A 23,833-nucleotide genomic window follows, 5' to 3' on the forward strand; every position below is an offset into this window, starting at 1 on the left:
CCGATGCGCCTGCCGCGGCGTGGCTGGCTGACCGGCGCCGGCGCCCTGCTGCTCGCGGGCTCGGCCGGGGCCGGAGCGGCCCCGGAGGCCACGTATCGGCGCGGCAACGACGCCGATCCCGAGACCCTCGATCCGCATCGCTCCTCGACGGTGGCCGAGGCGCACATCCTGCGCGACCTCTACGACGGCCTTCTCACCTACGACAATCGCGGCGCCATCGTCCCCGGCGCGGCGGAATCCTGGCGCATCTCGGACGATGCGCTGACCTACACCTTCACCCTGCGCGAAGGCGGGCGCTGGTCGAACGGCGATCCGGTCGAGGCCGAGGCCTTCGTCTATTCCCTGCGCCGCATCCTCGCGCCGGAGACGGCGGCGAAGTACGCCGAGGTGCTGTTTCCGATCCGCAACGCGGCCGCGATCAACCGCGGCGCGATGCCGGCGACGGCGCTCGGCGTCGCGGCGCCGGACCCGCGCACGTTGACGATCGCGCTGGAGGCGCCGACCCCCTACCTCCTCGAATTGCTGACCCACCAGACCGCGCTGCCGGTGCACCGCCCCTCGGTCGAGCGCTTCGGCGACGGCTTCACCCGGCCGGGCAACCTGGTCTCGAACGGCCCCTATGCCCTGGCGGATTCGGTGCCGAACGACCGCATCGTGCTCAGGCGCAACCCGCATTTCCACGCGGCGGCCGAGGTCGCGATCGCGCAGGTCGCCTTCGTGCCGACGCCGGACCTCTCGAGCGCGGTGCGCCGCTACGATGCGGGCGAGCTCGATTCGCTGGCCGACCTGCCGGGCGACCAGATGGCGTCGCTCCGCCGCCGCTTCGGCGACCAGGTGGTGCTGGGACCCTCGCTCGGGCTCTACGCCCTGGCGGTGAACACGCGCAAGCCGCCCTTCGACGACGTCCGCGTCCGACGCGCCCTCTCGCTGGCGCTCGACCGCGAATACCTCGCCGCGGCGTTGTGGGGCGGCACCATGAGCCCGGCCTACTCGCTGTGCCCGCCCGGCCTCGACAACTACCGGACGCCGCCGGAGACCGAGGGGCGCACCCGCCTCCCCATCGACAACGAGGACACGGCGAGGCGCCTGCTCACGGAAGCGGGCTTCGGGCCGGATCGGCCGCTGTGCGTCGAGTACCGCTTCAACACCAGCGACAACAACCGCAACACCGCCGTCGCCGTCGCCGAGATGTGGCGCGGCCTCGGGATCGAGACCCGGTTCGTCTACACCGACGCCAAGACCCACTTCGCCTACCTGCGCGACGGCGGCGACTTCGACGTCGCCCGCATGTCCTGGATCGCCGACTACTCGGACCCGCAGAACTTCCTGTTCCTGCTCACCACCGGCAACGACGGCATGAATCCCGGCCACTGGTCGAACCCCGCGTACGACGCCCTCCTGGCCGAGGCCGCCGCCGAGCGCGACCTCGCCGCCCGCGCCGACCTGCTGTCCCGCGCCGAGAGCCTCGCGATGCGCGACCTGCCCTGGATCCCGGTGATGCACACGCGCTCGAAGGCCCTGATCTCGCCGCGCCTGCACGGCTACGTGCCGAACCTGCGCAACGCCGCGCCGACGCGATTTCTGCGGCTGGTGGGCTGAGCGCGTGTCCCCGGCGCTTGTCTCGCCGGGGCGGGGCACCGATACAGGGCGGGACCATCGGCAGCGGAGCATTCCATGGACGACGTCGCACCGCCGGCGCCCGACCCGGCCCGCTCCAGGCGTCACCCGATCCTGCTCGGGGTCTTCGTGTTCGCGATGCTGTTCTTCGGCGATCTCTACCTCAACCACGGCACGAACCTCACCGTCACGCTGCCGGCCTCGCTCGGGATCGGGATCTGGGCCGGGTATCGCGAAGCGCGACGGGCGTGAACGCTCCGACGCGGCATCGTCGCCTCCGAAGCCCCGATCGCCCATGACCAGCTACGTCCTGCGCCGGCTGCTGCAGGCGGTCCCGACCCTGTTCGTGGTGATCGCGGCGAGCTTCTTCCTGATGCGGCTCGCGCCCGGCGGCCCGTTCGCCCTGGAGCGGCCGCTGGCACCGGCGGCCATGGACAACCTGCGGCGGGTCTATGGGCTCGACCAGCCGCTGGCGGTGCAGTTCGGGCGCTACCTCGCCGCCCTGGCGTGGGGCGACCTCGGGCCGTCCTTCTCGTTTCGCGACCTCACCGTCGCGGACCTGTTCGCCCGCGGCCTGTCGGTCTCGATGATCCTGGGCGGCTTGGCGCTCGCCGTCTCGCTGATCCTCGGGGTCGGCCTCGGCGCGCTGGCGGCCTACCGCCGCGGCGGATGGCTCGACCGCCTCGTCGGGGCGGGCGCCTCCCTCGGCCTCTCGGTGCCGAGCTTCGTCGTCGCGCCGCTGCTGCAGATCGCCTTCGGCCTGTCGCTGCGCTGGCTGCCGGTGAGCGGCTGGGAGGGCGGCGCGCCGACGCATCTCGTGCTGCCGGTGATCACCCTGGCGCTGCCGCAGGCCGCGGGCATCGCCCGGCTCACCCGCGCGGCGATGGCGGAGGCGCTGCGCGCGCAGCACGTGCGGACGATGCGCAGCCTCGGCCTCCCGCCCTGGCGCGTCGCCCGCCACGCGCTGCGCGGCGCGCTGCTGCCGGTCGTCGCGATCCTCGGGCCGCTCTCGGCCGCCCTGCTCACCGGCTCGGTGGTGATCGAGACCATCTTCGGCCTGCCCGGGATCGGCCGCTACTTCGTCGAGGGCGCGCTGAACCGCGACTACACGCTGGTGATGGGGACGGTGGTGCTGGTCGCGGTCCTCGTCGTCGCCCTCAACCTCTTCGCCGACCTCGTCTCCGCGTGGCTCGACCCGCGCCTGCGGCTGCACGCGTGAGCCTACCCCCGCGCCTGCCGCCGACGCGCCGCGCGCTGCTGCGGCTCTCGCGCCATCGCGGCGCGACGGCGGCCTTCGCCGTGCTTGTCCTGCTGACGCTCGCCTGCCTCGTCGGCCCTTTCCTTACCGGCCATGCGCCGGAGCGGACCTACCCCGACCTGCGCCAGCTTCCCCCCGGCTTCGCGGCGCAGCCCGACGCGGATCATCTGAGGCCGGCGCTCGATCGCCTCGCCTTCCGCATCCGCGCCGCGGTCGCGCAGGCCGAGACGGCGGACGGCGTGCTCCGCCTCGTGCTGGCCTCGGAGGCGCCCATCGACGCGCGCGGCCTCGTCTACCTGCCGCGCTCCGACCTGTTCGGCGAGCCGCGCATCGTCGCCCGCGACGACGAGGGGCGGCGCCTCACCGTCGCGGTGCCGGTCCGCAGGCTGCACTTCCTCCTCGGCACCGACGTGCACGGGCGCGACCTGCTCAGCCGCAGCCTCGTGGCCGGCCGCGTCTCGCTGCTGATCGGGCTCACCGCGACGCTGGTCGCCCTCGGCGTCGGCATCGCCTACGGCGCCGTGGCGGGCTTCGCCGGCGGGGCCGTCGACGCCGCAATGATGCGCGTCGTCGACATCCTCTATGCCCTGCCGTTCGTGTTCTTCGTGATCGTGCTGGTGGTGTTCTTCCGCGCGAGCCTCGTGCTGATCCTGATCGCGATCGGCGCCGTGGAATGGCTCGACATGGCCCGCATCGTCCGCGCCCAGACGCTGGCGCTGCGCCGCCGCGACTTCGTCCGCGCGGCCGAGGCGCTGGGGCTCTCGGCCGCGACCATCCTGCGCCGGCACATCGTGCCCAATACCCTCGGGCCGGTGACGGTGGCCGCCACGCTGCTGGTGCCGCGGGTGATCCTGCTGGAAAGCTTCCTGTCGTTCCTCGGCCTCGGGGTTCAGGAGCCGGCGACGAGCTGGGGCGTGCTGATCGCGGAGGGCGCGCGCAGCCTCGAATCCGCCCCCCACATGCTCGCCGGGCCGGCGGCGTTCCTTGTCGCGACGCTGGTCGCGCTCAACCGGCTCGGCGACGGGCTGGCCGACGCGCTCGATCCGCGCGCCGACGCCTGACGCCCGCGCCCGGCGATGTCACCGCATCTCGGTGTAGGCCGGGTAGACCTGCCGGACGCGGCGGCGCTCCTCGGGGATCGGCATCGCCGGGCGCACCCGCGCCTGCGCGGCCGCGGGCAGGACGATGTTGGTCTGGGCCGGGCGCAGGCGCCAGCGGTCGGCGCCGGACATCGCGACCGGCTGCCGGTCCCGGGCGAGCGTCGCGTCGGCGCCGTGCGTCGGCACGATGGCGAGGCCGGCGAGCGCGGCCGTGCCCAGGATCGCCACGCGCAGGCAGGGGCCGAGGCGGCGGGCTCCGGAACGGGCGGCCAAGGAATGGCGGGGCGGGAGGCGACCGGTCTTGCGGACGTCGGGGTGAGGCTTCATGGGGAGCATCCACGGTGATGCCGCCATCAAAGCCCGCAACGATGAAAGCTCGGCCGAACCTTTTGTTGGTCTCCGCCGTTCTGAACAGCAGTCTCGAGTCAAGGTAAACACAGTCATGGCGACCAAAGTCGAGACGGCCTCGGGCGAGAAGACGCCCGAGCGCGCCCCCATGGGCACGGTCGTCGACACCGACATCTCGGCGCGACTGGACCGGCTGCCCTGGGGCCGGTTCCACGTCCTCGTCATCGTGGCGCTCGGCATCACCTGGGTGCTCGACGGGCTCGAGGTGACGCTCGCCGGGGCGCTGGTCGGGGCGCTGCGCAAGGCGCCGATGAGCTTCACCGAGTTTGACGTCGGCCTGGCCGCCTCGTCCTACCTCGTCGGCGCGGTCACGGGGGCGCTCGGCTTCGGCTGGCTCACCGACCGCATCGGCCGCAAGAAGCTGTTCTTCATCACGCTTGCCCTCTACCTCGCGGCGACCGCGGCGACGGGCCTGTCGTGGAACGTCTATTCCTTCTGCATCTTCCGCTTCCTCACCGGCGCCGGCATCGGCGGCGAGTACACCGCGATCAACTCGACGATCCAGGAGCTCGTCCCCGCCCGCGTGCGCGGCTGGACCGATCTCGTCATCAACGGCTCGTTCTGGATCGGCGCGGCGCTCGGCTCCTTCCTGTCGATCGTCCTGCTGAAGCCCGAGGTGATCGACCCGGCCTGGGGCTGGCGCGTCGCGTTCTTCACCGGCGGCGCCATCGGCCTCGTGATCCTGCTGCTGCGCACCTGGATCCCCGAGAGCCCGCGCTGGCTCGCGACGCACGGCTACACGGCGGAAGCCGACCGGGTCGTCACCGGCATCGAGAAGCGCTTCACCGACGAGGGCCACACCCTGCCGCCGGTCGACGCGGGCAAGCGCATGAAGCTGCGCACCCGCAGCCACACGCCGCTCTCGGAGGTGTTCGGGACGATGTTCGGCACCTCGCGCCGGCAGACGTTCGTCGGGCTGTCGCTGATGATCGCGCAGGCGTTCTTCTACAACGCGCTGTTCTTCACCTACGCCCTGGTGCTGGAGCGCTTCTACGGCGTGCCCGGCGGCAGCGTCGGCTGGTACCTGCTGCCGTTCGCGCTCGGCTCCTTCCTCGGGCCGGTGCTGCTGGGGCGCCTGTTCGACACGGTCGGCCGCCGCCCGATGATCGCCTTCACCTACGGCATCTCCGCGCTGCTGCTCGCAGGCGCGGGGTACCTGTTCAAGATCGAGGTGTTCGGCGCCTGGGCGCAGACCGGCGTGTGGATGGTGGTGTTCTTCTTCGCCTCCGCCGCCGCGAGCGCCGCCTACCTCACGGTGGCCGAGACCTTCCCGCTGGAGATCCGGGCGCTGGCCATCGCCGGCTTCTACGCGATCGGCACCGGCATCGGCGGCGTGTCTGGGCCGCTGCTGTTCGGCTCGCTCGTCGAGACCGGCTCCCGCGACGCGGTCTTCGGCGGCTACCTCGTCGGCGCCGCGCTGATGGCGGTGGCCTCGATCGTCGGCGGCCTCTTCGGCACGGCGGCCGAGGGGCGGTCCCTGGAGGACGTTTCGAAGCCGCTCGCGGCGGCGTGACGGCTCGTCCCGCGCGCCATGATCTGGCCGGGCGGCGTTGAGATCACGCCCCCCGGCGCCAAACCTGCCCGTGATAGACGAAGGTCTCGCCCTCGCTCGCCAGGGCCGCGAGCCCGGTGAAGGCAGGGTCGTGGACCGTGATGACGCTGGTCGGGATCGCCCGCATCATCGCGGCGAACGGCGCCTTCCGCTCGAAGGAAGCGCGGAAGCCGCCCTGCTGCAGCAGCTTGACGATCCGCGGGGCGATGCCGCCGCCGATATAGACGCCGCCGGTGGCCAGGAACGTCAGGGCGAGGTCGCCGCAGACGCGGCCGAGCACGCGACCGAACAGCTCCAGCGCCTCGGCGGCATGCGGGTCGGAGGCGTCGAGCCCGGCCTGGGTCACCGCCGCCGGCTCGATCTTCTCCGGCGGCTCGCCTGTCCGGACGTGGCGCACCGCGGCGTGCAGGCGGGCGAGGCCGGGGCCGGAGAGCACGGTCTCGACGGTGATCCGGTCCTCGACGCGCTCCAGCGCGTGCCAGACCTTCTCCTCGAACGCGTCGGCGGGGCCGATATCGGTGTGGCCCGCCTCGGTCGAGACGATCGCGAGGCGATCCGAATACGGCACCAGGGCCGCGGCGCCGAAGCCGGTGCCGGGCCCGAGCACGACGCGGGCGCCCCCGGGCGCGTGCCCGGTCGGCCCGATCGGGGTCAGGTCGTGCGGCGCGATGCCGGCGGCGCCGGCGGCGACCGGGACGTAATCGTTCACGACGACGGACGAATCGAGGTCGAAATCGGCGCCGATCTTCGCGCCCTCGATCACCCAGTGGGCATTGGTGAGCTGCACCTTCGGGCCGTCGACCCGGCCGGCGATGGCCAGGATCGCCGAGCGCGGCGGCTTTCCGCCTTCATCGCCCTGCTTGGCCAGCGCCGCGCGGATGGCGCTCGACGGGTCGGGGTGGCGCGCCGTCTCCTCGTGCGAGAGCGGGCGCGGCGCGGCGCCCTTGGAATCGACCACCGCGAACCGGGCGTTGGTGCCGCCGATATCGCCGACGAGGACCGGAAACGCGAACATGCGGTACCCTTTCCCGATCGACGCGGGCCGTCCCGGCCGACGCGTCGCTGTCTGTCCGATGGAGCCGCCGGCGCGGCTCAGGCCGCCGGCAGCGTGTCCGGGTCGATGATCCCGCCCGCCGCCCAGCTGCCAAGCAAGGCGTGCACCGCGTTCGGGTCGGCCAGGCGCCGCGCGGCCGCGGTCTCGCCGGGCCCGATGCGGATGCCGAGGCCGCCATACGCCGCGACGCTGGCGAACGCGATCTCGTCGGTGCGGTCGTCGCCGAGGAACACCGCGCGGCGGCCGGCATAGGGAGCGTGCTCGAGGAAGGCGCGGATCGCGTGCGCCTTGGTGGCCGAGGCCGGCACGATCTCGCCGACCGCCTTCCCGAGCTGGAGCCGGTACCGGCCCGACAGCTCGGTGGCGATCGCCGTGACCGCGGCCTCCGCCCGCTCGGCATCGGCCGGGTTCGCCAGGCGCCAGTGCACGGCGACCGAGGCGCCCTTGTCCTCGATCAGCACCGCGTCGAGGTCGGCGACCAGGGCCCGGAGCCGAGGCATCCGCGCACGCAGCTCCGGATGGTCGTCCGGGCTGCCGCCGGTGAGGACGCCGTCGACCCGGCGCTCGACCCCGTGCAGCCCGGCGACGTCGAAGGCGGCGGGTGCGAGGAAGTCGTCGATCACCGAGACCGGGCGCCCGGTCACGATCGCCAGCGCCCCGTCGAGCCGGGCGTGCAGCGCCTGGAGCATCGGCACCAGCCCGGGCTCGACCCGGACGAGGTCCGGCCGCGGCGCGATCTCGACCAGGGTGCCGTCGAAATCCAGGAAGAGGGCGATGGGCGTGTCCAACGGCGGCGCTCCGGGCTGTCGGGTCGGGGCTAGCACGCCGCGCGTTTTCGGCAAACGCATCTTCGCGGCGCCCTATGTTTCGGACGAGACGAACCGAGGACGACGCGATGCATCCGACCCCATCCCCGACGAAGCCCGGCGAGGAGAGCGTGTGGGCCTATCCGCGCCCGCCCCGGCTGGAGCCGGTCGCCGCGACGCTGAAGGTCGTCCTCGGCGGCCGCACCATCGCCGAGACGCGGGCCGGGTTCCGCGTGCTCGAGACCAGCCATCCGCCGACCTACTACTTCCCGCCCGCCGACGTCGCCGAGGGCGTGCTCGGGCCGGCGCACCGGGCCGGGATCTGCGAATGGAAGGGCCGCGCGGTGCTGTTCGACGTGACGGCGGGCGGCGCAGCGATTCCCGGCGCGGCTGTTCCCGGTGCCGCTTGGGCCTATCCCGATCCGACGCCGGATTTCCGAGCCATCGCCGGCTACGTCGCCTTCTATGCCGGCCCGATGGAGGCCTGCACCGTCGGCGGCGTCCGCGCGGAGCCGCAGCCGGGCGGCTTCTACGGCGGCTGGATCACCCCCGGCATCGTCGGCCCGTTCAAGGGCGGGCCCGGAACGATGGGCTGGTGAGCCTCGGGAGCTGTCCCGCCGCCCCAGGACCGCTACATCGGGCGCCGGGAACAAGGAGCACGGCATGAGCGATGCGATCGACGGAAGGCCGCAGGACGTCGGCATCGACCCGGGACGCCTGGAACGGATCGACGGCTGGATGCGCAGCCTCGTCGCGGAGGGCAAGCTCGCCGGGTTGTCGGTGAGCGTGGCGCGGCGCGGGCACACGGTGTTCCAGCGCGCCCACGGCCTCGCCGACCTCGCCCGCAGGACGCCGTTCACCACCGACACGGTGACGCGGATCTACTCGATGACCAAGCCGCTGACCTCGGTCGCGGTGATGCAGCTCTACGAGGAGGGCCGGTTCCAGCTCGACGACCCGGTCGCGCGCTTCCTGCCGGAGTTTTCCGAGATGCGGGTCGCGACCGGCGGCAACCGCGCCAAGCTCGAGACCGAGCCGGCCCGCCGCCCGATCACCATCCGCGACCTGCTCACCCATACCGGCGGCCTGACCTACGGCTTCATGGAATCGACCCTGGTCGATGCGCTCTACCGCCAGCAGGGCGCCGACTTCCTGCGCCCGGATGCGAGCCTCGCCGAGGTGGTTGCGACCGTGGCCCGGCTCCCGCTCCTGTCGCAGCCCGGCGAGGCGTGGAACTACAGCGTCTCGACGGACGTGCTCGGCCACCTCGTGGCCGTCGTCTCGGGGCGCGACTTCGCGGATTACCTGCGGGACGCCGTGCTCGCGCCGCTCGGCATGATCGATACCGATTTCTTCGTGAGACCCGAGAACATGGGGCGGTTCGCCGCGAACTACGTCTACGATCGCACCCGCACGCTGACGCTCTACGACGACGCGGTCGAGACCCATTTCGCCAAGCCTCCGGCGATCGCCGGCGGCGGGGGCGGCCTCGTCTCGACGGCCTCCGACTACCTGCGCTTCTGCCGGTTCATCCTGAACAAGGGCGAGCTCGACGGCGCGCGCCTGCTCGGGCGCAAGACGGTCGAGCTGATGACGATGAACCACCTGCCCGGCGACCTCGCCGCGATCGGCACGCCGCGCTTCGCGGAATCGTCCTATCACGGCATCGGCTTCGGGCTCGGCTTCTCGGTGATGCTCGATCCGGCCAAAGCCCAGATCGTCGGCACGCCGGGCGAGGTCGCCTGGGGCGGCATGGCCTCGACCGCGTTCTGGGTCGACCCGGCCGAGGAGCTCGCGGTGGTGCTGCTGACGCAGCTCGTCCCGTCCTCGGCCCTGCCGATCCGAAAGGAGCTGCGGGTGCTGACCTACGCCGCGCTGACCGATTGACACGGGATCGGGGCGCGGTGGAGCATTCTCGGGCGAGGCGGATGCCCACGCGCGTGAGGATAACGCGACCACACGACGAAACAGAGCGTCTCCCGTGATCCAGGGATCACGGGAGACGCTCTCGTGGTCGACAGCGCCTTCGTTCTGCGGCGCCTATTCGTCGGCGGGCGCGGCCGCGGGCGGCGTGCCGGCGGCCGGAGCCGGGGCCGGCTTCGCGCCGGGCTTCGCCGCCGCGGGCTTGGCGGCGGTCGAGCCGGTCGCGGCCGGCTTGGCGGCCATGTATTCCGGATCGGTGCGCGGGCCTCCCGGACCGTTCGTCGGCCCGGTCATCTGGCCGGCGACCACGTCGGTCACGCGGTTCCAGGTCTGCGACTTGCACAGGAAGGCGATCAGGCAGCCGCGGACGGTCAGCTCCTCCGGGGTGTCGGACCAGATCGTCACGTCGTAGGACTTGCCGTCCTCGGAATTGTAGATCTTGCCCTCGTAATGGGCGTCGGCGTTCGGCTTCAGCCCCATGATGAGCTGGTGGCCCAGCGATGCGCGCGTCTGCTTGCTCGCGTCGGGGTTCTTGAAGTCGACCCGCGGCTGGCCCTTGTCGTTGAGCGGCACCTTCAGCCACACGACGTAGCCGCACAGGCTCTTGTTGCTCGGGCCGCACTTCTCCACCCGGATGCGGGCACGCCCGTCCTCGGTGAGCCACGTGCCGCTCGGGTCCGCGGGCGTCGCCGCGTGCGCGATGCCCGAGAGCATGGCCAGCGCCATCGCACGCCCGGCCCAGGCGCCGATTCCCGCGCCGATCCGTCGAACCGTCATACCCACTACTCCTTCCGCGCGCCCGCGCCGTGGCCTTCGCCCCGCCCGCGTGCCCAATCTCTGGGCCCCGCCATCCGCTCGGAACATGACGGGATCATGGCCGTGCCTCGGCGCGCCGTGCCGCACGGCCGATGACGGGAGCGACCCGCTTCGGCTAAGCCTGCCATCCATGATCGTTCGCCCCCGTCCCAACCTCTTCGCCATCCTGTTCACCCTGCGCGGCTCGATCCTGCCGCGGGTGGCGCTGAAGGTCCTCGGGCTGACGGCCTTCGCCGCGCTGGTGGTCGCGGTCGAGCAGCGCGTTCCGGAACGGTTTCCGGTGACGGCCGGGATCGGCCCGTTCACCCTGATCGGGCTGGCGCTCTCGATCTTCCTCAGCTTCCGCAACAACGCCTGCTACGAGCGCTGGTGGGAGGCCCGGAAGGCGTGGGGCGCGCTGATCGTCGAGATGCGCGGCTTGAGCCGGACCCTGGTCGCCCTCCTGCCCGGCCCCGAGCACGATGCGGTCCGCCGCACCGGCCTGCGCCGGCTCGCGGGCTTCGGCCACGGCCTGCACGCGCGGCTGCGCGGCCTCGACGAGGCGGCCGCCGTCGCGCCCTGGCTGCCGCCGGGCGAGGTCGCGCGCCTGCGCTCCTGCCCGAGCCCGACCGATGCGGTGCTCGCCGGCCTGACCCGCGACCTCGCAGGGGCCTATCGCGACGGGCATCTCACCGACGTGCTGTTCGGCGTCCTCGAGCGCAAGGTCTCGGACCTGTCGGCGATCCACACCGCCTGCGAGCGGATCCACGGCACGCCCCTGCCCTTCGCCTACACCCTGCTGCTCTACCGCACGGCGTGGCTCTACTGCCTGTTGCTGCCGTTCGGGCTGTCGGCCTCGCTCGGCTGGGCGACGCCGGTCGCGACCATGCTGGTGGCCTACACCTTCTTCGGCCTCGATGCGCTGGGCGACGAGCTGGAAGAGCCCTTCGGCCTGGAGGCGAACGACCTGCCCCTCGATGCGATGCTGCGCACGGCCGAGCGCACGGTGCTCGACGCCCTCGGCGAGCCGCTTCCGCCCGCGATGGAGCCGGTGCGCTACCGATTGGATTGAGCGTGCGGGCCGGCGTCCCCCGCGCTCACGTCCGCGACGGGGCCGCGTCCGGCCCGGGCCCGAGCCGGCGCTGCATCAGCACCGTGCCGAGCCAGCGCCCGTGCTTGTGGCCGACGTTCTCGAGGACGCCGGCATGCGCGAAGCCCAGGCCCGCATGCAGCGCCACCGACGCCTCCGAGCCCGGATCGGTGATCACCGCCACCATCACCCGCGCGTCGATCGCCTCGCAGGCCGCGATGAGCGCCGCCAGCAGGGCGCGGCCTCGGCGACGTAGACCGAATCCTCCACCGTCGAGCGATAGGCCGCCCGCACGCGATAGGGGCCGGCATAGGCGTATCCGCAGACCGCGCCGTCGCGCTCGGCGACGAAGTAGGGATAGCCGTCCGCGACGAGCGCCATCCGCCGCCGCGCCATTTCGGCCAAAGTCGGCGGCTCGGTCTCGAAGCTCGCGGTGCCGTTCGTCACCGCGTCGGCGTAGATCCGGGCGATCGCGGCGATGTCGGCGTCGACGGCCGGGCGCAGGTCAGGCGTCATCGATCCGCTCACGCAAAAAAGGGGCCGGCGCGACGGCGCCGGCCCCTGCGGTCGATCGTTCGGCGATCCCTTCGGGACCGCGCGGGGATCACTCGGCCGCGGTCATCTCGGCGGTGAAGTGGCCGCACCAATCCTGCGAGGCCACCACCGGCCACAGGCCCTTGGACTCGGGAGCCGGCTGGCTCACCGGCGGGTTGAAGCGGCACAGGCCCTGATCGCCGACGGCGGAGGCGCCGTTGGTCTTGTGGTCGTCGAAGAAGCGGCAGCTGTTGCAGGAGGCGTTGGTCGAGGTCATCGGGTTTCTCCGGTTCGGGCGTCTGTCGCGGGCTGTCGGAACCGTCGCCGGCCCCGTCGTCCGTCTGCAGTTCTTAATTAGAACAGCTCCAATATGGCGTCAACCGGCGAGTCCCGGCGCGGTTCCCGTTTTCGAGCGCGACCGGTGGAAACCGGTACGGTGCGTGCAGAAGCAACGCCGGACGGCAGCGGGGCCCCTTCCGGAAACGCCGGTCGTCACGGCCCGCCTGTCACCCGGCGCGGGCCTGCGAGCGGCGAGCGTCATCGACTCGCCATGGGCCCTCCCCTAACGTCCGGGGCGGGACCGGCGTCGGTGCCGGTCCGGAGGGTCCCCGCCCATGGTGCTGGAAACCGAATCGGCGCTGGAATCGGCCACCGCCCTGGCGACGAGCGAGGCGAAATCCGCCCGCACCGATCTGATCGAGGCGGCGGCATCGATCGTGGGCGGCCGCGGCGGACCGGGCGGCTTCGTTCGCGACCTGTTCGGCCGGGTGCCGCCGGAGGACCTGGCGCCCTACCCGGCCGAGGCGCTGGCCGACCTCGCGATCGCCGCGCGTGCGCATCTCGCGGTGCCGCGCGCCACGGGTTCGGCGGCGAACCTGCGGCTCGTCGACGTCGCCGTGCCCGGCCCCGGGCGCACCCGCGAGCTGACCGTCGTCGAGGTCGTCAACGACAACCGCCCCTACCTGCTCGACTCGACCCTGGCGGAGCTGACCGAGCAGGGCCTGACGCCCCACCTCGTCGCCCACCCGATCCTCGGCGTCGAGCGGGACGCCGACGGGGCGCTCGTCCGCGTCGTCGGGGAGACCACGGCGGACGCCCACGGCGCCCTGCTGCGCGAGAGCTTCATCCACATCCACCTCGACCGGCTCGATGCCGGCGAGGCGCGCGAACGCCTCGAAGCCGGCCTCGCGCAGGTCTTTCGCGATGTTGCCCTGGTCACCGACGACCACGACGCGATGCTGGCCCGGCTCGGCGCGCTCGCCGAGGGCTACGGCCGCAATCCCCCGCCGCTGCCCGAGGGCGAGGTCGCCGAGGCGCGCGCCTTCCTCGAATGGCTGCGCGACGGCCACTTCACGCTGCTCGGCATGCGCGAGCACGCGCTGCCCGGCGAGCGGGCGGCCGAGGCCGAAAGCCTCGGCATCCTGCGCGATCCGGGCCTCGCCGTGCTGCGCCGCGGGCGGGCGCTCGTGGACATGACGCCGGAGATCGTCGCGTTCCTCGAGGAGCCGCACGCGCTGATCATCACCAAGGCGAGCCTCAAGGCCCGCGTCCACCGCGCGGCGCATCTCGACTACGTCGCGGTCAAGCTGTTCTCCGCGACGGGTAAGCTCACCGGCGAGGTCCGCATCGTCGGGCTGTTCACCGCCGCGGCCTACACCGCGCTCGCCCGCGAGGTGCCCTATCTCCGCGGCAAGGTCGCGGCCGTGGTCGAGAAGGCCGGCCTCGACCCGACGAGCCATGCCGGGCGGGCGCTCCTCGCCGTGCTGGAGACCTACCCGCGCGACGACCTGTTCCAGATCGACGTGGACCGGCTGTTCCGCTTCACCCTCGCCATCGCCAACCTCGCCGACCGGCCGCGCGTCCGCGTGCTGTCGCGGACCGACCGGTTCGGGCGCTTCGTCTCGCTCCTCGTCTACGTGCCGAAGGACCGCTACGACTCGATCGTGCGCGCCCGCATCGGCGCCTATTTCGCCCAGGAATACGGCGGCCGGCTCTCGGCGACCTATCCCGACCTGCCCGACGGGCCGCTGGCCCGGATCCACTACATCGTCGGGTTCTCCGAAGCCGGCGCGCCGGAGCGCGACCCCTCGGTGCTGGAGGCCGGCATCGCCGCCCTGGTGCGGACCTGGGGCGACGCGCTGCGCGCCGCGCTCACGGAGGCCATGGGCGGATCCGAGGCGCGGGCGCTGGCCGCCCGCTACGGCGAGGGCTTTTCCGCGGCCTACCGCGAGAACTTCTCCGCCGAGGTCGCCATCGCCGACATCGCCATCCTCGAATCCCTGTCCGAGGACCGCCCGCGCGCCGTCGCGATCGACCGCCGCGACACCGACCCGGCGGCGCAGGTGCGCCTGAAGGTGTTCTCGCGCGGGGCGTCGCTGCCGCTGTCCGACCGGGTGCCCGGCCTGGAGAACCTCGGCTTCCGGGTGATCAACGAGCGGACCTACAGCGTGCTGCCGGCGGGGAGCGACACCAAGGTCTGGCTGCACGACATGCTGCTGGAGCGCGCCACCGGTGCGGCCATCGAGATCGGCCCGCTCGAGGCGCCGCTGGAGGCGGCGATGCTCGCCATCGCCGCGGACCAGGCCGAATCCGACGGCTACAACCGCCTCGTGCTGGAGGCCGGCCTCGCCTGGCGCGACGTGGCGCTGCTGCGCGGCCTCGGCCGCTACCTGCGCCAGCTCCGCGTGCGCTACGGCCAGGACTACCTCGCCGCGACCCTGAGCCAGCATCCCGGCATCGCCCGCCAGCTCGTCGCGCTGTTCCACGCCCGGTTCGACCCGGCCGCCGGGGGCGACCGCGGGGCCGCCGAGGCGGCGGTTCGCGAGGGCATCGAGGCGGCGCTCGCCGACGTGACCAGCCTCGACGAGGACCGGATCCTGCGCCGCTTCGTCAACCTCGTGGAGGCCGCGGTCCGCACCAACTTCTTCCAGAAGGCCGCCGACGGCACCCCGCGCGAGACGATCGCCTTCAAGTTCGCCTGCGCCAAGGTGTCGGGCATGCCGCTGCCGCGGCCGTTCTTCGAGATCTTCGTCTATTCGCCCCGCGTGGAAGGGCTGCACCTGCGCTACGGCTACGTCGCGCGCGGCGGCCTGCGGTGGTCCGACCGGCCGGAGGATTTCCGCACCGAAATTCTGGGGTTGGTGAAGGCGCAGCAGGTCAAGAACGCGGTGATCGTGCCGGTGGGCGCCAAGGGCGGGTTCTTTCCCAAGCGCCTGCCGCCGGCCTCGGATCGCGCCGCATGGCTGGCGGAGGGCACCGAGAGCTACCGCATCTTCATCCGCACCCTCTTGGAGCTCACCGACAACTTCGTCGCCGAGGGCATCGCGCCGCCGGCCGACACCGTGCGGCACGACCCCGACGACGCCTACCTCGTGGTCGCCGCCGACAAGGGCACCGCGACCTTCTCCGACATCGCCAACGCGCTCTCGCTGGAGCGCGGGCACTGGCTCGGCGACGCCTTCGCCTCCGGCGGCAGCCAGGGCTACGACCACAAGGGCATGGGCATCACCGCCCGCGGCGCCTGGGAGGCGGTGAAGCGCCACTTCCGCGAGATCGACGTCGACACGCAGGCTGATCCGGTGGCGGTGGTCGGCGTCGGCGACATGTCGGGCGACGTGTTCGGCAACGGCATGCTGCTCTCGCGCACCCTGAAGCTGGTGGCGGCCTTCGACCACCGCGACATCTTCCTCGATCCGACGCCCGACATGGCGGCGAGCTTTGCCGAGCGCAAACGCCTGTTCGACCTCGGCCGGTCGAGCTGGGCCGACTACGACAAAAGCCTGATCTCGGCCGGCGGCGGCGTCTTCTCGCGCGCGCTCAAGGCGATCCCGCTCTCGGCCGAGATCCGGGCCGTGCTCGGGTTCGAGCGCGCCTCCGCCTCGCCCGCCGAGCTGATGCAGGCGATCCTCAAGGCGCCCGTCGACCTGCTCTGGTTCGGCGGCATCGGCACCTACGTCCGCGCCACCACCGAGACCGAGGAGGAGGCCGGCGACCGGGCCAACGACGCCGTGCGCATCACCGGCCCGGAGATCCGCGCCAAGGCGGTGGGCGAAGGCGCCAACCTCGGGCTGACCCAGCGCGGGCGCATCGAGGCGGCGCGGGCCGGCGTCCGGCTCAACACCGATGCGATCGACAACTCGGCCGGCGTCAACACCTCGGACGTCGAGGTGAACATCAAGATCGCGCTGATGATCCCGGAGCGCGACGGCCGCCTCGATGCGGAAGCCCGCAACGCGCTCCTCGTCGCGATGACCGACGAGGTCGCCCACCTCGTGCTGCGCAACAACGAGCTGCAGACGCTGGCGCTCTCGCTCGCCCAGCACCGCGGCCTCGGCGAGGCCGGCTTCGCGATGCGGACGATGCAGGCGCTGGAGGCGGAAGGCCGCCTCGACCGCGCGGTCGAGTACCTGCCCGACGACGCGACGCTGACCGAGCGCATGCGCCGCGGCGAGGGCCTGACGCGGCCGGAATACGCGGTGCTGCTCGCCTACGCCAAGCTCTCGCTCTACGACGCGGTGCTGGCGAGCCCGGTGCCGGACGACCCGTACTTCGACCGCGAGCTGCAGCGCTACTTCCCCAAGGCCCTGCGCGAGCGCTTCCCCGATGCGGTGAGGGGGCACCGTCTGCGCCGCGAGATCATCGCGACGGCGTTGTCGAACATCATCGTCAACCGCGGCGGCATCTCGCTCGTCACGCGGCTCACCGACGAGACCGGGGCGGACGCCGCCACCATCGCCAAGGCCTACGCCGTGACCCGCGACGCCTTCGGCCTGATGGAGCTGAACGCGGCCATCGACGGGCTGGCCGGGCGGATCGGCGGGCAGGCCCAGATCGGCCTTTACGCCGAGGTGCAGGACCTGCTGGTCAACCGCATCGTCTGGTTCATCCGCAACCTCGACCTCGCCGGCGGCATCGCGCCCCTGGTGGCGCGCTATCGCGACGGGATCGCCGCGGTGCTCGCGTCCCTCCCCGGCGTCCTCGGCACGGAGGCGAACGCGGCGATCGAGCGGCGGCGCGCCGACCTCGTCGGGCAGGGCATGGATGCGGAGCCGGCACTCCGCCTCGCCTCGCTGCGGGCGCTGACCTCGGCGCCGGACATCGTCCGCGTCGCCGGCACCAGCGGGCGGCCGGTCGCGGAGATCGCGGCGACGCACTTCGCGCTGGAGCGGGAATTCTCCCTCGACGCGCTCGCCGAAGCCGCTCGCGCGGCGCCGGTCTCCGACACCTTCGACCGCGTCGCGCTCGAGCGGGCGGTGGCCGGCATCTCGTCCGCGCACCGGCAGCTCACCGCCGAGGTCGTCGGCGACATCGGCGCCGGCCCGGAGGCGGTCGCCGCCTGGGGCAAGGCCCGCGGCCCGTCGCTGGCCCGCATCCGCAGCGCGGTCGACGCCATCGCGGCCTCGGGGCTGACGGTCTCGAAGGCCACCGTCGCCGCGAGCCTGCTCGGCGACCTGGCACGAAGCTGACGCCGGATCGAGGACATGAAAAAGCCGGCCCGGCGCATGCGCGGGACCGGCTTTTCAGGGACCGGGCGGTTCGTATCGCAGGCTCAGAACGGGCCCATCCGCATGTCGAGCATGCGCTGGTTGTGCTCGAGCCAGAGGCGGAGCATCTGCGAGAACAGGCCGGGCTTCGGGGCAGGCTGGGTCATGGATCGTTCTCCGTGGGGCGACGGCCGCAGGGCCGTCCGTTCGCTCCGAAGATGCCGATCATGGTGCGCTGCAACAATGGACAAGGTTGCACTTCGCGCATGCATCGGGCGCATGTGTGTAGCCAAATATTAACGGTTCGGCGTCGTCGCATGCGTGAGCGGCAGTATCCTGCAACCAGAGCGATAGCGTCCCCGCGGCGCGATCAGCCGGGGTGGACCGGCGCCGGCAGGACCGAGCGCGTCGGCCCCGACATCGCCGACAGCGCGAGGCCGAGCCCGAGGGCCGACACCGCGGCCGCGATCAGCGGCAGCTGGCCGTAGCCGACGCCCGCGGTCAGCGCGACGCCGCCGAGCCAGGCGCCGGTGGCGTTGCCGAGGTTGAACGCGCCCTGGTTCAGGGTGGAGGCGAGGTTCGGGGCGTCGCTGGCCGCCTCCACCACCCAGATCTGCAACGGCGAGACCAGGGCGAAGGCGAGCCCGCTCCAGACCACCAGCGCCGTCAGCATCGCGATCTCGAAGCGGGCGACGCCCGCCAGCAGGGCGAGGACGGCGATGAGGCCGAGGAAGCTGCCGATCACCGTGGCGGTGAGATTCCCGTCGGCGAGGCGGCCGCCGATCAGGTTGCCGGCGGTGAGGCCGATGCCGGCGACGAACAGCGCGCCGGTGACGCCGCGGGCGCTGAGCCCGGTCACCCCCATCAGGAGCGGCGTGATGTAGGTGAACACCGTGAAGAAGCTCACCGAGGACAGGGTCGAGACCAGCATCGGCCGCAGCACCGGCCAGCGCCCGAGCGCCCGGAACTCCCGGGCCAGCCCGCCGCGCGAGCCGGGGAGCCCGGCCGGCACGAACAGCTGGATCGCCAGGCCCGCCGCGACGCCGATCGCCACCACCGCCCAGAAGGTGGCGCGCCAGCCCGCCGCCTGCCCCAGCGCGGTGCCGAGCGGCACGCCGAGCACGTTGGCCAGCGTCAGCCCGGCGAACATCAGCGACACCGCCTGGGTCCGCTTCTCCCGCGGGACGAGATCGCGCGCCACGATCGCGCCGATGCCGAAGAAGGCGCCGTGGGCGAAGGCGGTGGCGATGCGGGCGAGCATCAGCGTCGCGTAGGTGGGCGCGACGGCGCAGGCGACGTTGCCGGCCAGGAACACCGCCATCAGCGCGAGCAGCGCGGTCTTGCGCGGCAGGCTGGCGGTGGCGATGGCGACCAGCGGCGCGCCGATCACCACGCCCATCGCGTAGCCCGAGACCAGGTAGCCGGCCTGCGGGATGGTGACGCCGAAGCTCTGCGCCACCTCCGGCAGCAGGCCCATGATCACGAATTCCGTGGTGCCGATCCCGAAGGAGGCGACGGCGAGGGCGAGAATCGGCAGCGAGACCATGCATGGGCTCCGTTGGCACGGGGGCGAAGGCGCGGGCGCCGATCCCTTTTGTGCGGTGCGGTATGCCCCAACATGGCGGATCGCCCTCGGTTGCGGACCGGCGGGCAATGGGATGCAGCCTTGTTCCACGAACGGGTCTCAACCGTCGGGTGCGTCATCGCGCGATCGACCTGGGATAACCGGCGGGGTGCGTACACTGACGCCCGCCGGGCGGTGCCGGAGCGCCTACCATCGAGGCCGTTGCGCCTGGCGATCCTGCCGAAGCGCCCCTCGGTTTCGGTGGAGATGACGTGATGAAGGCCCTCATCCTGGCGGGAACGGCCCTCGGTGCCGCCCTGATCCTGCTTCCCGCCGGCGCGGAAGCGCGCCCGTACGGCGGCGGCTACGGCGGGCATGGCGGTTTCCGCAGCGCCGGCTTCGTCGGAGCGCGCGGCGGCTACGGCGGATACCGCGGTGGTCTTGCCGGATACCGGGGCGGTTACGGCGGCTACCCCGGCGGCTATGGCCGGGGGATCGGCTACGGCCTCGCCGGCGCCGGGATCGGATTGGGTGTCGGGCTCGCCGCCGGCGCGCTGGCCGGCGGCTACGGCGGGTACGATTACGGCAGCAGCTACGGCTACGGCGGCGGATATGGCTACGGCGGTGGTTACGGCTACGGCGGCTACGCGCCCGCCTACGGCGGCGGGTATGGCGGCTATGGCGGTTATGCGCCCGCATCCTACGGCAGCGGCAGCGGCTGCACCTGCGCGGGCTACTGATCGGGCCGGGTGACGAACGCGACGGCGGGCGCTTGGCGGCTCCTCCGTCGCGTCCGCCCCGGCGCGGCGCCCTGCCCTACGGCTCGGTCAGGGGCAATCCGCGGCTCGGCGGGCTCCAGTGGAGGTCGGGCGTCGACGCGTAGAGCCGCCGGTGGGCGAGCACCGCGTAGGTGTCGGTCATGCCGGCGATGTAGTCGGCGATGCGCCGGGCGATGCGGCCGGCCGGTGCGCCGGACAAGCCCTCGCTCCATTCCACCGGCATCCGCGTCGGATCGGCCGAGAACGCCGAGAACAGGTCCGCGACGATGGCGTTCGCCTTCGCCCGCACCGCCATCACCTCCGGATGGCGGTACATCCGCGCGTAGAGGAAGCGCTTGATGTCGGCGTCGGCGGCCGCGATCTCCTCCGAGAACGCGATTACCGGAGCCTGCGCCCTACGGATCGCGGCGACGTCGCGCGGTGCGAGCACGGCCAGGCGGCGCCGGCTTTCCGCGATCACGTCCTCGACGAAGCGCGTGATCACCCGCCGGGCGAGCTCGTGGATGGTGCGCGACACCTCCAGCCCGGGATGCAGGGCGGCGATCTCGTCGAGCAATCCGCGCAGGAACGGCACCGCTTCGAGGTCGGCGAGATCGAACAATCCGGCGCGCAGGCCGTCGTCGAGGTCGTGGCTGTCGTAGGCGATGTCGTCGGCGAGCGCCGCCGCCTGCGCCTCCGGCCCGGCATGGTGCGCCAGTTCCAGGGGGTGCAGCGCGTCGTATTCGAGGATCGCCGCCGCGATGCCCGTGCGCGCGTAGCGCGGGGTCGGGCGACCGTCCGGCTCGAGCAGCGGGCCGTTGTGCTTGACCAGGCCCTCCAGCGTCTCCCAGGCGAGGTTCAGCCCGTCGAAGCCGGCGTAGCGCCGCTCCAGCCGGGTCACGATGCGCAGCGCCTGCGCGTTGTGGTCGAAGCCGCCATGCTCGGCCATGCAGGCATCGAGCGCGTCCTCGCCGGTATGGCCGAAGCAGGTGTGGCCGAGGTCGTGGCTGAGCGCGAGCGCCTCGGCCAGGTCCTCGTCGAGGCCCAGCGCGCGGGCGAGCGCCCGGGCGATCTGGCTGACCTCGAGGGTATGGGTCAGCCGGGTGCGGTAATGGTCGCCCTCGTGATGCACGAAGACCTGGGTCTTGTGCTTCAGCCGTCGGAAGGCGGTCGAGTGCACCACCCGGTCGCGGTCGCGCTGGAAATCGCTCCGCGTCGGCGAGGCCGGCTCGGGGATCAGCCGTCCGCGGGTCGCGCCCGGGTCGGTGGCGTAGGCCGCGCGCCAGCGCTCACCGTTGGCGCGCACGCGGCCTCCCGCCCGGTTCGTGATGTGCTGCCGGCATGGTTCCCTCGCAGTTCGACGCGGCACGCGTTGCGGCGCGCCGTCGTACCCCATATCTTGGATCGATCACGCGCCGGGCAATCGCCCGCCGCGCCCGGACCCGACAACAGCGCCGATGGCTCTCCCGATGGCCGAGATCACCCTGACCCCCCGCGCCGCCAAGCGCATCAACGAGATCATGGGTGCCGAGCCCCCGGGCGCGCTGCTTCGCGTCAGCGTGAACGGCGGCGGCTGCTCCGGCTTCTCCTACGCCTTCGACATCACCCGCGACCAGGAGGCGCAGGACGTCACGATCGAGCGCGACGGCGCCACCGTGGTCGTCGACCCGGTGTCGCTCGAGTACATGGCCGGATCCACGATCGATTTCGTGAACGACCTGATCGGGCAGTCCTTCAAGATCGAGAACCCGCAGGCGACCTCGTCCTGCGGCTGCGGCACCTCGTTCTCGCTCTGATCTTTCGAGGGGCGCGGCGCTGTCCCGTGCGGCCCCGAGGGTGGTGTCGGGGCTGGTTGCGGTCGCCGGCATCGTGGTGCCGGAACGACAGGCGCCGACAAGCGTGGGTCGTGACGTGGCGCACCGATTGCCTCGCGCGGCGAAATGCGGGACGACAGCGCCGTCTCCTCGGATAGAACATTCGTCAGCGGTCCGCACACGATGATCAGTCACCGAACGGTCCGTGCCAGCCTGATCCGGGCGGCCCGCCTCTGCCTCTGTGCCGGTCTCGTCCTCGGCGTCGGGACGACGGGCCGGCCTGCGGCGGCGCAGGAGGCGGCCTCGGCGGTCCAGGACGTCGTGCTGGTCGACGTCGCGTTGCCGCTCGGCGACACGGTGTTCAAGGCGGCGCGGATCACGGTCAGCGGCACGCGTCTCTCGCGCGACGACCTGACGGCGATCCTCAAGGCGGATTCGCCCGAGCCCTGGGCGCCCCGCCTCGCACGCCTGGAGGCGGCGAGCATCTCGATCCCGGTCCTCGTCTCCGAACATCCCGGCCCGGGCGGATCGCTGCAGACCGTGACCTATCGCGAGGTCGCGGCGCGCGACGTGCGCGCCGGCCGCATCGCCGAGCTGACCATGGCCGGCGCCGGGGTCTCCGTCACCGGCGCGCACCCGGGGTCGGGCACCTACGGCCGCATCGTCGCCAGCGATCTCGACCTCGCCGCGCTCGTCCGGCTCTCGTCGGAATCCGGCGACGGCAAGGGGCCGGTCCAGCGGATCTACGCCGCGATCCAGGCCTCGGACGTGACCTACACGGAAGCCTCGGGCGTCACGATTCGGATCGCCGGGCTCGAGGGCCGCGATTTCGGCGGACGCCAGGTCCCCGGCGGCTGGAACGGCGCGATGGCCGGGCTCGCCCGCGAGCTCGAGGCCGTCGACCCGGAGATGACGGCGGCCGAGCGCGGCAAGCTCGCGGGAACCGCCGCCGACCTGGCCGACGCCGTCGCGTTCGGCAGCCTCGAGCTGCGCGGCCTCGCCATCAGCCGGACCGGCGCCGGCGAGCCGATGCTGGTCGAGGTCGGGCGCCTGGCTCACGGCGGCACCGGCGCCGAGAGCGGCACGACCCTGGAGGCGATCGCGTTCGCGCAGGGCGGCCTCAAGGCCCGGCTCGCGCGTGTGGCGCTCACTGGCGTCTCCCTCGCCCCGACCATCGCGACCCTGCGCCGCCTCGCCAACCCGGACACCGCCGTCACCGACGAGGAGCTGCGCCGCCTCACCCCCGCGGTCGGCGGCCTGGCGCTGCAGGACCTGAGCCTCGACATGCCGGGCGCCCCGGCCCCGGTCGGCAAGGAGCCCGGCCGGACCGCATCCAGGCCTCCGGCCACCGCCAAGTCCGGCGATCCCCTCGCCACGCCCGCCGCCCCCGGTGCGGCACCGGTCCACCTCGCCCTGCGCAGCGGCGCCCTGACCTTCGGGCCGCTGCGCGACGGGGTGCCGACCGCGAGCCGCCTCGATCTTTCGGGCCTGACGTTCCCCGCGGCGATGGTCGCCGGCATGCCGGTGCTCGGCGCGCTGCCGGATTACGGCTATGCCGATCTCGATCTCAACCTCGTGGTCGATTCCGCCTGGGACGAGGCCAAGCGCGAGGTCGCGGTGCGCGAGATGACGCTGTCGGGCCGCGACATCGGCTCGCTGCGGCTCGCCGGGACGATCGGCGGCCTCGGGCCGGAGCTGTTCGCCTCGCACATCCCGGCGGCGAGCCTGCTGATGCTGACGGCGACCGCCAAGGCCCTCGACCTGACGATCCAGAATACCGGCCTGTTCGAGCGCTTCCTCGCGGCCCAGGCGAAGGCCCTCAGCCTGAAGCCGGAGGAGCTGCGCCAGGAATACGTGGCCGCGACCCAGTTCGGCGTGCCGGCGATGCTCGGGAACTCGCCCGCCGCCCGGGCGATCGGCGCGGCGCTGGGCCAGTTCGTGACGAAGCCCGGCCGCCTGACGATGACCGCGAAGGCAAAGAACGCCGCCGGCCTCGGCTTCGCCGATTTCGGCCTGGCCCGCACGCCGGGTGCGGTGCTCGACAAGCTCGACGTCGACGCCAAGGTGGAGTGAGGCC

Annotated in this window: 19 protein-coding genes and 1 pseudogene; 12 read left to right on the forward strand and 8 right to left on the reverse strand. The window is 72.7% G+C overall.

Going from position 1 to position 23,833, the window contains the following annotated elements:
• The first annotated feature begins 3 nt into the window (after nt 1–3).
• The 4 genes from MKK64_RS02485 to MKK64_RS02500 all read left to right on the forward strand — a co-directional run bounded on the left by MKK64_RS02485 (nt 4) and on the right by MKK64_RS02500 (nt 3,936).
• Nucleotides 4–1,599, forward strand: a complete 1,596-nt coding sequence (locus tag MKK64_RS02485) for a peptide ABC transporter substrate-binding protein (protein WP_243932112.1) — start codon at nt 4–6, stop codon at nt 1,597–1,599.
• 75 nt (nt 1,600–1,674) lie between these two features.
• The gene (locus tag MKK64_RS02490; RefSeq protein ID WP_243932113.1) at nt 1,675–1,869 is read left to right on the forward strand and encodes a hypothetical protein; all 195 of its coding nucleotides are present in this window, start codon (nt 1,675–1,677) and stop codon (nt 1,867–1,869) included.
• Nucleotides 1,870–1,912: 43 nt separating this feature from the next.
• On the forward strand, nt 1,913–2,836 hold the full coding sequence (locus MKK64_RS02495; RefSeq protein WP_243932114.1) for an ABC transporter permease: 924 nt from the start codon (nt 1,913–1,915) through the stop codon (nt 2,834–2,836).
• Nucleotides 2,833–3,936, forward strand: coding sequence for an ABC transporter permease (locus tag MKK64_RS02500; RefSeq protein ID WP_243932115.1), 1,104 nt, complete (start codon nt 2,833–2,835; stop codon nt 3,934–3,936). The genes MKK64_RS02495 and MKK64_RS02500 overlap by 4 nt, the downstream gene beginning before the upstream one ends.
• A gap of 18 nt (nt 3,937–3,954) precedes the next feature.
• On the opposite strand, the gene MKK64_RS02505 is transcribed toward MKK64_RS02500, so the two are convergent.
• Nucleotides 3,955–4,302 (reverse strand): hypothetical protein, encoded by a 348-nt coding sequence (locus MKK64_RS02505; protein WP_243932116.1) that lies wholly within the window; start codon nt 4,300–4,302, stop codon nt 3,955–3,957.
• 115 nt (nt 4,303–4,417) lie between these two features.
• On the opposite strand from MKK64_RS02505, the gene MKK64_RS02510 reads away from it, so the two are divergent.
• The gene (locus MKK64_RS02510) at nt 4,418–5,896 is read left to right on the forward strand and encodes an MFS transporter (RefSeq protein ID WP_147843944.1); all 1,479 of its coding nucleotides are present in this window, start codon (nt 4,418–4,420) and stop codon (nt 5,894–5,896) included.
• Nucleotides 5,897–5,939: 43 nt separating this feature from the next.
• Here the strand turns inward: MKK64_RS02510 and MKK64_RS02515 are convergent, their stop codons facing one another.
• On the reverse strand, nt 5,940–6,893 hold the full coding sequence (locus tag MKK64_RS02515; protein WP_409567830.1) for a glucokinase: 954 nt from the start codon (nt 6,891–6,893) through the stop codon (nt 5,940–5,942).
• A 134-nt stretch (nt 6,894–7,027) separates the two neighbouring features.
• Nucleotides 7,028–7,777, reverse strand: a complete 750-nt coding sequence (otsB, locus tag MKK64_RS02520; RefSeq protein ID WP_243932118.1) for a trehalose-phosphatase — start codon at nt 7,775–7,777, stop codon at nt 7,028–7,030.
• A 107-nt stretch (nt 7,778–7,884) separates the two neighbouring features.
• On the opposite strand from otsB, the gene MKK64_RS02525 reads away from it, so the two are divergent.
• The gene (locus MKK64_RS02525; RefSeq protein ID WP_147728397.1) at nt 7,885–8,394 is read left to right on the forward strand and encodes a DUF427 domain-containing protein; all 510 of its coding nucleotides are present in this window, start codon (nt 7,885–7,887) and stop codon (nt 8,392–8,394) included.
• Nucleotides 8,395–8,458: 64 nt separating this feature from the next.
• The gene (locus MKK64_RS02530) at nt 8,459–9,682 is read left to right on the forward strand and encodes a serine hydrolase domain-containing protein (protein ID WP_243932119.1); all 1,224 of its coding nucleotides are present in this window, start codon (nt 8,459–8,461) and stop codon (nt 9,680–9,682) included.
• A gap of 153 nt (nt 9,683–9,835) precedes the next feature.
• On the opposite strand, the gene MKK64_RS02535 is transcribed toward MKK64_RS02530, so the two are convergent.
• Entirely contained in the window at nt 9,836–10,495 is a 660-nt protein-coding gene (locus MKK64_RS02535; protein ID WP_147858430.1) for a DUF2147 domain-containing protein, read from the reverse strand.
• 169 nt (nt 10,496–10,664) lie between these two features.
• On the opposite strand from MKK64_RS02535, the gene MKK64_RS02540 reads away from it, so the two are divergent.
• Entirely contained in the window at nt 10,665–11,585 is a 921-nt protein-coding gene (locus tag MKK64_RS02540; protein ID WP_243932120.1) for a bestrophin family protein, read from the forward strand.
• A 25-nt stretch (nt 11,586–11,610) separates the two neighbouring features.
• On the opposite strand, the pseudogene MKK64_RS02545 reads toward MKK64_RS02540, so the two are convergent.
• Together MKK64_RS02545 and MKK64_RS02550 are read right to left on the reverse strand one after the other, a co-directional pair.
• Nucleotides 11,611–12,119 (reverse strand): annotated as a pseudogene (locus tag MKK64_RS02545) (N-acetyltransferase family protein).
• 88 nt (nt 12,120–12,207) lie between these two features.
• The gene (locus MKK64_RS02550) at nt 12,208–12,414 is read right to left on the reverse strand and encodes a hypothetical protein (RefSeq protein WP_147729034.1); all 207 of its coding nucleotides are present in this window, start codon (nt 12,412–12,414) and stop codon (nt 12,208–12,210) included.
• A gap of 337 nt (nt 12,415–12,751) precedes the next feature.
• Here MKK64_RS02550 and MKK64_RS02555 point away from each other — a divergent pair, with 337 nt between their 5' ends.
• Nucleotides 12,752–17,602 (forward strand): NAD-glutamate dehydrogenase, encoded by a 4,851-nt coding sequence (locus MKK64_RS02555; protein ID WP_243932121.1) that lies wholly within the window; start codon nt 12,752–12,754, stop codon nt 17,600–17,602.
• Nucleotides 17,603–17,990: 388 nt separating this feature from the next.
• Here MKK64_RS02555 and MKK64_RS02560 read toward each other — a convergent pair whose 3' ends face one another.
• Nucleotides 17,991–19,166, reverse strand: coding sequence for an MFS transporter (locus MKK64_RS02560; protein ID WP_243932122.1), 1,176 nt, complete (start codon nt 19,164–19,166; stop codon nt 17,991–17,993).
• Between the two features lie 293 nt (nt 19,167–19,459).
• Here MKK64_RS02560 and MKK64_RS02565 point away from each other — a divergent pair, with 293 nt between their 5' ends.
• On the forward strand, nt 19,460–19,924 hold the full coding sequence (locus MKK64_RS02565) for a hypothetical protein (protein ID WP_243932123.1): 465 nt from the start codon (nt 19,460–19,462) through the stop codon (nt 19,922–19,924).
• A 76-nt stretch (nt 19,925–20,000) separates the two neighbouring features.
• Here MKK64_RS02565 and MKK64_RS02570 read toward each other — a convergent pair whose 3' ends face one another.
• Nucleotides 20,001–21,248 carry a deoxyguanosinetriphosphate triphosphohydrolase gene (locus MKK64_RS02570; RefSeq protein WP_243932124.1) on the reverse strand — a complete coding sequence of 416 codons (1,248 nt, stop codon included), beginning with the start codon at nt 21,246–21,248 and terminating at the stop codon, nt 20,001–20,003.
• Nucleotides 21,249–21,411: 163 nt separating this feature from the next.
• On the opposite strand from MKK64_RS02570, the gene MKK64_RS02575 reads away from it, so the two are divergent.
• Both MKK64_RS02575 and MKK64_RS02580 read left to right on the forward strand, forming a co-directional pair.
• On the forward strand, nt 21,412–21,738 hold the full coding sequence (locus tag MKK64_RS02575) for a HesB/IscA family protein (protein ID WP_147728759.1): 327 nt from the start codon (nt 21,412–21,414) through the stop codon (nt 21,736–21,738).
• A 201-nt stretch (nt 21,739–21,939) separates the two neighbouring features.
• Complete coding sequence (locus MKK64_RS02580; protein WP_243932125.1) at nt 21,940–23,829, forward strand: hypothetical protein; 1,890 nt, start codon at nt 21,940–21,942, stop codon at nt 23,827–23,829.
• The last annotated feature ends 4 nt before the right edge of the window (nt 23,830–23,833 follow it).

The sequence above is a fragment of the Methylobacterium sp. E-025 genome, assembly GCF_022829705.1.
Lineage (GTDB): Bacteria > Pseudomonadota > Alphaproteobacteria > Rhizobiales > Beijerinckiaceae > Methylobacterium.